The organism is Streptomyces sp. NPDC057486 (genome assembly GCF_042802415.1).
Taxonomy (GTDB): Bacteria; Actinomycetota; Actinomycetes; order Streptomycetales; family Streptomycetaceae; genus Streptomyces; species Streptomyces yanii.
This window is the reverse complement of the sequence record NZ_JBHVEE010000011.1, coordinates 112,310-119,749: the sequence shown is the minus strand read 5'-3', so window position 1 is coordinate 119,749 and position 7,440 is coordinate 112,310. Positions and strand designations below refer to the sequence as shown.

Below are 7,440 nucleotides of genomic sequence, written 5' to 3'. Positions count from 1 at the left end.
GCGCCCCGCGGGGGGCGCCGGTCCGGTGGCGTCGTGGGCAGTGCCGTTTCAGGCGGTGACGGGCTCCGGGACGCGGCGGATACGGGCCACCGCGTGGCCGACGCCGCCGATCAGCAGCAGCACCAGCACCGTGCCCAGGGTGAAGACCTCGAACGACAGCCTGGACACGCCCCACACCTCGTAGAAGTCGTACGGAATGCCGAGCACCGGCTCCAGCGTGCCCGGGAAGAGCGCCGACCACGATCCGACCAGGATCCAGGCGTAGACGAGTCCGGCGCTGGTCAGGAACCCGGGCGTGCCGAACGGCACCCGGTACGGGCGCGGTTCGTCGGTGTGCCGCAGCCGCAGCACCACCAGGGCCGGGACGACCATCAGGTACGACAGCAGCAGCGTGGTCACGGCGACGGTGAGGACGACGCCGAAGACCGCTGCCGCGTCCCCCGCGGCCAGCCGCATCGCGACGAGCATGAAGAGCGTCGCGATCACACCGGATAGCAGGTTCGTCCGGACCGGCGTGCCGAGCTTCGGGTGGAAGGCGCCCAGTGAGCGGCTGAAGAAACCGCCGTCCGCGGCGGCCATCGCCTGCATCCGGTCGCTGACGATCATCCAGGCGCTGCCCTGGGTGAGCAGCGCGAAGACGAACATGACGGCAACCGTGGTGAGGGCCGCGCCGCTCGCGGAGCCGTACACCCCGAGGACCAGCCGGGCGCCCTCCATGAAGCCTCCGATGCCGGTGACCTGCCCGGCCGGGACGACGGCGAGGATCGCGAAGACCGGCAGCAGGTAGCAGGCCGCGGCGATCAGGGCGGACCGGTCGAGCGCCGCGGGGACGTCGCGCTGCGGGTCGTGCATCTCCTCGCCCGCCGCGTTGGGCGCCTCGAATCCGACGTACGCGAACAGCAGGACCGGGACGAGCGCCAGGAAGCCCGCGGTGCGGTGTCCGCCGTGGTCCTGGCGGCGTCACTGCTGATCGCGGTCGGCCTGGCCGGCGACTTCGTCTCGCAGTTCGTGAACCTGGTGCTGGTGCTGCTGGTGGTCCTTGTCCCGTGGACGGCGATCAACCTGATCGACTTCTACCTGGTCCATCGCGGCAATTACGCACTCGACGACCTCTTCCTCCCGGACGGCGGCCGCTACGGCCGCTTCAACCCGGTGGCCCTGGTCTCGTACGCGATCGGCATCGCCGTCCAGCTCCCGTTCGTCGCCACGTCCCTCTGCACGGGGCCGCTGGTCGCACCGCTCGGCGGCGCGGACCTGTCCTGGCTCGTCGGCCTGGCCGTGACGACGCCGGCGTACTACCTCTGGGCCCGGAACCGGGGCGAAGCGGCACCGGCATCCGCACAGCGGAACGCACCGCGCGAACCGGCGACAAGCGCGTAGCGAGCAGGCGGGGGCGGGCCGCGCACCCGCCCCCGCCCCCGCCCCCGGTCAGACCGCTCGCTCCACCACACCCTGCGGCGCACCCGAGGCCGCGTCCGGCTCGGCCTCCGCAGCCGTCACCGCCACCGCCTCGGTCGCCTTCTCCTCCGCCGGAAGCCCGCGCATGAGCACCCAGTACCCGAGCGCCGCGACCGTCCCCAGCACCCCGCACATCCCCCACAGCCACGTCGCCCCGTAGTGGTCGATCACCAGACCGGACATCAGCGGAGCGACCAGCGCGGCCGCCGACCACGACAGCGTGTACATGCCCTGGTAGCGGCCCCGGCCGTGGGCCGGCGAGAGGCGGACGACCAGGCTGCTCTGCACCGGCGCGTTGATGATCTCGCCGACCGTCCAGACACAGATCGTCAGCGCATACACGGCGACCGACCCGGCGAACGCGGTCAGCCCGAACCCGTACCCCGCCAGCAGCGACGACACGACCAGCAGCTGGCGTGGGTCGCGGTGCTGGATGAAGCGGGTGGCAGGGATCTGGAGCGCCACGATCAGCACACCGTTGACGGCGATCGCGGTGCCGAAGTCGGAGCTGGAGAGCCCGTCCGTACCCATCGCCACCGGCAGCCCCACGTACCCCTGCTGGAAGATCAGCGCGACCACGAAGGACAGTCCGACGACGCTCATGAAGCGGCCGTCGCGCAGCACGGTGGAGAGCCGGACCTCGGACGCGGTCGCCTCGCTCTTCACGATTCCCGGTGTCTGCTCCGGCCGGGACTCCGGCACCTTCAGGAAGACGACGACCGCGCAGAACAGCGTCATCGCGGCCTCGGCCATGAACCCGGCCCGGTAGCTGTACTCGGCGATGAACCCCGCGCCCGCGGACGACACCGCGAAGCCCAGATTGATCGCCCAGTAGTTCAACGAGAAGGCCCGCACCCGGTCCTCGGGCCGGACGATGTCGGCCATCATCGCCTGCACGGCGGGCCGGGACGCGTTGCTCGTCATGCCGACGAGGAACGCGACCGCGGCAATCGCGACCGGATGGACCATGAACCCGAGCAGAGCGACCGACGCGGCGGTCGAACTCTGCGCGATCAACATCGTGGGCCGTCGCCCGAGCCGGTCCGTCATCACCCCCGCGCCGAGCGAGGAGACGACCCCGCCGAGCCCGTGCAGCGCGACGACCAGCCCCGCGTACGAAGCGGAGTAGCCCCGGTCCAGGGTCAGGTAGAGGGCCATGAAGGTGGCGACGAACGCCCCGAGGCGGTTGACCAGGGTGCTGGTCCACAGCCACCAGAACTCCCTGGGGAGACCGGACACGGTCTCGCGTGCGGCCCGTCTGAGACCGGCGACAGACATAACGGTTCCCCCCGGGGACGTACGGAACGGGTTCGAGCAGTAAGTGGCCCGATGGCTATGAGCACATTACGAAGCTCTGCTTGCGGGCCGCTACTCGTTTGACGGCTGCCGTCAATCGAAGCCGCCCCACCCGCCACTCCCCCGACGCCTGTCCGCCCTGTGACCGGCCGCGCGAAGCCCTCACGGGTTCGATTACGCTCGGACGCATGGCCGACGCACCGTACAAGCTGATCCTCCTCCGCCACGGCGAGAGCGAATGGAACGCGAAGAACCTGTTCACCGGTTGGGTGGACGTCAACCTCACCGAGAAGGGCGAGAAGGAGGCAGTCCGCGGCGGTGAGCTGCTCAAGGACGCCGGTCTGCTCCCCGATGTCCTGCACACCTCCCTCCAGAAGCGCGCCATCCGCACCGCGCAGCTCGCGCTGGAAGCCGCGGACCGCCACTGGATCCCGGTCCACCGCTCCTGGCGCCTGAACGAGCGCCACTACGGCGCCCTGCAGGGCAAGGACAAGGCGCAGACCCTGGCCGAGTTCGGCGAGGAGCAGTTCATGCTCTGGCGCCGCTCGTACGACACCCCGCCGCCCGTCCTCGAGGACGGCGCCGAGTTCTCGCAGAGCGACGACCCGCGCTACGCGTCGATCCCGAGCGAGCTGCGTCCGCGCACCGAGTGCCTCAAGGACGTCGTCGAGCGCATGCTGCCGTACTGGTACGACGGCATCGTCCCAGACCTGCTGGCCGGCCGCACGGTCCTGGTCGCCGCCCACGGCAACAGCCTCCGCGGCCTGGTCAAGCACCTCGACGGCATCTCGGACGCCGACATCACGGGCCTGAACATCCCGACCGGCATCCCGCTCGCCTACGAGCTGGACGCCGACTTCCGCCCGCTGAAGCCGGGCGGCACGTACCTCGACCCGGACGCGGCGAAGGCCGCCATCGAGGCCGTGAAGAACCAGGGCAAGAAGAAGTAGTACGCCGAAAGCAAGCCCCCTACCTGTGGTTTCTCCACGAGTAGGGGGCTTGTTGCTGCCCTGGGACCGTCGCTGGACCGTCAGGTCCTTGATCGGGCCTTCCCGAGGACGGCGGCCTCGAACATGCGCCTGCCCCTCGTGGACACTCCACATCGCCGAGAAGTCAGTCGCCGGACACTCCCCCAGAAGCAGATCTCGTTCGGCGCGCCCTCGGCGTCGAACAGAACCACGGCCCGACCGTGCCACCGCTCACAGGGAAGCGTGCCGGTCCCGGGCAGATCGCTCCGCGTGGGCCTTCGCGTGCCGAAGAGCCGAAGCGCCTCCTCCTCGGTCACCGGCTTCCGGGTGTGCGAGGCAGGCTCCGCGTTCCATGCCGATGCGCCCATCAGCCCACCCCCCGATCTCCATCGATCGGTCGGACGCCAACAGCCCCCGCCGACCGCACGAAGAAATCCGGCGCCGCTTCCGATCCGCTCCGCTAGGGTCCGGCCTCATGTCCGCACAGACCGCTGATCACCATTCGATCATCGACGCGATAACCGCCAACGCCGCCCGCTCCACTCTGCCGTACCAACAGGCCCATCGTGGAACGGACTTCGGGACGGCATTCTGGTTCAACGACCTCGTCGACACGCAGGGGGACACGGAGACCGTCCGGCAGTATCTGGTGACGGCCCGTGCGTTGACCCGGTACGACATCGCCGAGGTGCGTCTGCGGCCCGAGCTGTCGAAGTCGGCCATGAGCGCCAACGCCCTGGCGTTGCTCGCGTTCGAGGACGGGTGGATCCCGCTCGGTGACTCCGGTGTCGCGGTGATGTCAACCGCCCCGCTGCACGCGCTCGCCCGCCGCAAGCGGTGGGAATGGGCGACCGACGAGATCACCGACGGGCTGGCGGCCAAGGAGCAGGACGTCGCCGGTATCGGGGACGAGCCCGTTCCCGCCTATGTCCTGGGGCACGATGTCGGGCCGGACCGGACCGACCGGCCGCAGGCCGTCGTGGTGGGGACCGTCGTCCGGGAAGCCGCCGACGGGCCGGTGTGGTGGAACGGCACCGTTCCCGTGGGATGTGCCGGGGCCCCTGTCTTCGTCGGGATCCACCTCGACGGCCGGCGGTTCAGACTGGTCTGCCTCGGCGTGATCCTGCCGGCGGACGGCTCGCGGCATCCGGTCGCCACCTTCGACCGGATCCGGTCCGCCGTACGGGAACTGCCCGATCCGTCGCCCCCTTCGGCTTCTGACGACCCGACACCTCGTTCCAGGAAGTGGTGGCGGCGCGCCGGATGACGGCCCGTAGCCACCGACGTACTGTGTGGCGCAGCACGTTGAGCGATCGGGAGAACGGTCATGGGCGAGCCACTGAAGACCTTTGTCGGCGGCACCGAGGTCGACGTGCCCAACAGCATTCCGGACATCCGGGCCACGCTGCCCGAGGAGAGACGCGAGGAGTTCGACCGCGCCATCAACGGGGCCGGAGTGCAGGAGATCCAGGCCGTGATGCGGCACTGGATGCTGGAGGCCGTGCCCGATCCCGAGGCCGAGCGGATCCTGGACCGGCTGGCGCGGGACGAGGCCGAGAGGCGGAGCGTCGCTTGAGCTTCCGTATCTCCTACGCCCCGCCCGCCGACGACACCCTGGCCAAGATGCGGGAAGGCGACACCTTCCGCGAACAGATGGCGCGCACGCTGGGGAGCGACCCGTACGGGCACGGGTCGTCCGCCGTCAAGAGTGAGCACGACCGGCGCGAAGCGACGGTCGCCGGGGCCATCGTGCTCTATTACGTCTCCGGGTCCGTCCTCACCGTCACCGTGGTGAGGCTCGTCCCGCTCCCCTGACGTCCGCCGCTCAGGCGAGCTTCGCGAGCTGCGCGTCGACCACCGCGGTCGGCAGCTCGAAGTCCTGACCCGTGCCGGAAGCGGCCAGGTTGAGAGCGCTGAACGACGCGACCGTGGCGCCCTGGCGTGCGACGACCAGCTTGAGCGGGGACTTGTCGCCGTCCTGTTCCACCGTCAGCGTCCAGGCGGCGGCCTCCTCGCCGCCCGAGATCTTCTCCTCCTTGATCGTGACGACCTTCTGCTTCGTCCCGGCCGCGGTGAGGGTGAAGCCGCCGGAGCACGCGGTCGCCGCGGTACGCAGGCTCTCGACGGCGTCCTGGGCGCCCTTGCCGTCGTACGAGGCGAGGGACGTCAGCGTCGTCGTGATGTCGAAGGCGGCGGCGAAGGCCTCACCCGCGTCCTCGCTGTCCAGCTTGTCCTTCTGGTCCTTCTTGGGCTCGCTGATCACCTTGCGGCGGCTGACCGCCGCGGGCTTGCCGAGCTCGGCGCCCATCAGTGCGTCGGCGAGAGGCTCACAGGCCTCCTTGTCCGCAGTGACGTCGGAGGCGGCGAGGACATCGGCCTTGCCGGTCTCGGCGACCTTGTGCCCCTTGACGTCACCCTGGACCAGCGCGGCCTTGTCCAACTCGGCGGCGGTCAGAGCCTTGGCAGCCGGCTGCGCCGCTGCGCTCCCCTTGCCCTTGCCGTCCGCCGCCCTGCTCCCTGAGTCGGAGTCTCCGCCACAGGCGGTGGCCAGCAGGGTCAGGGACATCGCGCAGGCGGCGGCAACGGCGTTACGCCGTACGGCAGTAGCTCTCATGACCCAACCCTATGAGCGAGCTATGGTTTGACGATCAATCAATTAGGGCACACCACTTGATCGTGATTGCGTTGTGATCATCCCGTGAAGGAACTCTCTGCGATGCAGAGCCGAGCAGCCGTCCGGACCGCGCTCAATGCCGTCGGCGTCGACGCGGACGACATCGCAGCCTGCCTCCCGCTCGCCGGCGGCACGTACAACACCGTCACTCGTGTCACGCTCACCGACGGCCGGGACTGGGTGGTGAAGATACCGCCGCCGCCCACTGCCCCGGGGATGAGTTACGAGCGGGGCCTGCTGGCCAACGAGGTCACGTTCTACACGGCTGCGGGGATTCCGGCGGTCCCCTCAGTCGTGCACAGCGCACTCGACCCGGGCGCGGCGACCGGTCCTTACCTGATCATGTCGACCCGCCCCGGGCAGCCCTGGCACGAGGCCGCCGCGACCATGACGCATGGTGAAGAGGCCCGGCTCAGAAGGGAGTTGGGTGGGCTGGTCCGGCGGTTGCACGCCGTCACGGGTACCTCCGGCGGTTTCGGCTACCCCGGTGGGGCGATGGGTCCGTTGGCCCCGACCTGGCGCGCGGCGTTCACCGCGATGACCGATGCCGTCCTCGCCGACGCGGACACGTACCGCGCCCGGCTGCCGCGCCCGACGGACCGGATCCGGGCGCTGCTCGCCGCCGCGGCGCCCGTCCTCGACGACGTCACCCGGCCCGCTCTCGTCCACTTCGACCTGTGGCAGGGCAATCTGCTCGTCGACGGGGAGCCGGGCGCGCGGACCGTCGGCGGTGTCATCGACGGGGAGCGGATGTTCTGGGGCGATCCGGTGGCCGACCTCGTGTCGCTCGCCCTGCTCGGGAACGTGGAGGAGGACGAGGACTTCCTCGCCGGGTACGGGAGCAGCCTGGTGTTCGACGGGTCCGTGCGGCTGCGGCTCGCCCTCTACCGCTGCTATCTCTACCTGATCATGCTGGTGGAGACCGTCCCGCGCCGCGTTCCGCAGGAGCAACAGGACTGGACGTGGTCGGAGGTCGGCCCGCAGCTCGTATCGGCTCTGGAGGACGTGGAGGCGGCGCTGCGGTCACGGGGGTGACGTGACCGG

At 70.1% G+C, this 7,440-nt stretch carries 9 protein-coding genes; 6 read left to right on the top strand and 3 right to left on the bottom strand.

The annotated features are described in order from the left end of the window. Positions 1-48 precede the first annotated feature (48 nt). Positions 49-900, bottom strand: a complete 852-nt coding sequence (locus ACFU6I_RS08630) for an APC family permease (protein ID WP_384363088.1) — start codon at positions 898-900, stop codon at positions 49-51. Between ACFU6I_RS08630 and ACFU6I_RS08625 the strand changes: the two genes are divergently transcribed. Then, the gene (locus tag ACFU6I_RS08625) at positions 847-1,380 is read left to right on the top strand and encodes a cytosine permease (protein ID WP_384363082.1); all 534 of its coding nucleotides are present in this window, start codon (positions 847-849) and stop codon (positions 1,378-1,380) included. The two genes, ACFU6I_RS08630 and ACFU6I_RS08625, sit on opposite strands and share 54 nt — an antisense overlap. Before the next feature lie 48 nt (positions 1,381-1,428). Here the strand turns inward: ACFU6I_RS08625 and ACFU6I_RS08620 are convergent, their stop codons facing one another. Beyond that, positions 1,429-2,736: an MDR family MFS transporter gene (locus ACFU6I_RS08620; protein WP_384363080.1), complete on the bottom strand. Its 1,308-nt coding sequence runs from the start codon at positions 2,734-2,736 to the stop codon at positions 1,429-1,431. Between the two features lie 206 nt (positions 2,737-2,942). Here ACFU6I_RS08620 and ACFU6I_RS08615 point away from each other — a divergent pair, with 206 nt between their 5' ends. From ACFU6I_RS08615 to ACFU6I_RS08600, 4 genes are all read left to right on the top strand, one after another. Continuing rightward, positions 2,943-3,704 (top strand): phosphoglyceromutase, encoded by a 762-nt coding sequence (locus ACFU6I_RS08615; protein ID WP_384363078.1) that lies wholly within the window; start codon positions 2,943-2,945, stop codon positions 3,702-3,704. A 493-nt stretch (positions 3,705-4,197) separates the two neighbouring features. Next, positions 4,198-4,989: a hypothetical protein gene (locus ACFU6I_RS08610; protein WP_384363076.1), complete on the top strand. Its 792-nt coding sequence runs from the start codon at positions 4,198-4,200 to the stop codon at positions 4,987-4,989. A gap of 60 nt (positions 4,990-5,049) precedes the next feature. Further along, positions 5,050-5,298, top strand: coding sequence for a hypothetical protein (locus ACFU6I_RS08605; RefSeq protein WP_345512371.1), 249 nt, complete (start codon positions 5,050-5,052; stop codon positions 5,296-5,298). Continuing rightward, entirely contained in the window at positions 5,295-5,537 is a 243-nt protein-coding gene (locus ACFU6I_RS08600) for a hypothetical protein (protein WP_384363074.1), read from the top strand. Before ACFU6I_RS08605 ends, ACFU6I_RS08600 begins: the two co-directional genes overlap by 4 nt. 10 nt (positions 5,538-5,547) lie before the next feature. Here ACFU6I_RS08600 and ACFU6I_RS08595 read toward each other — a convergent pair whose 3' ends face one another. After that, positions 5,548-6,336 carry a hypothetical protein gene (locus tag ACFU6I_RS08595; RefSeq protein WP_384363072.1) on the bottom strand — a complete coding sequence of 263 codons (789 nt, stop codon included), beginning with the start codon at positions 6,334-6,336 and terminating at the stop codon, positions 5,548-5,550. 102 nt (positions 6,337-6,438) lie between these two features. Here ACFU6I_RS08595 and ACFU6I_RS08590 point away from each other — a divergent pair, with 102 nt between their 5' ends. Continuing rightward, a complete protein-coding gene (locus ACFU6I_RS08590; RefSeq protein WP_384363070.1) occupies positions 6,439-7,431 on the top strand; it encodes a phosphotransferase family protein in 993 nt (330 codons plus the stop codon). Positions 7,432-7,440 lie beyond the last annotated feature (9 nt).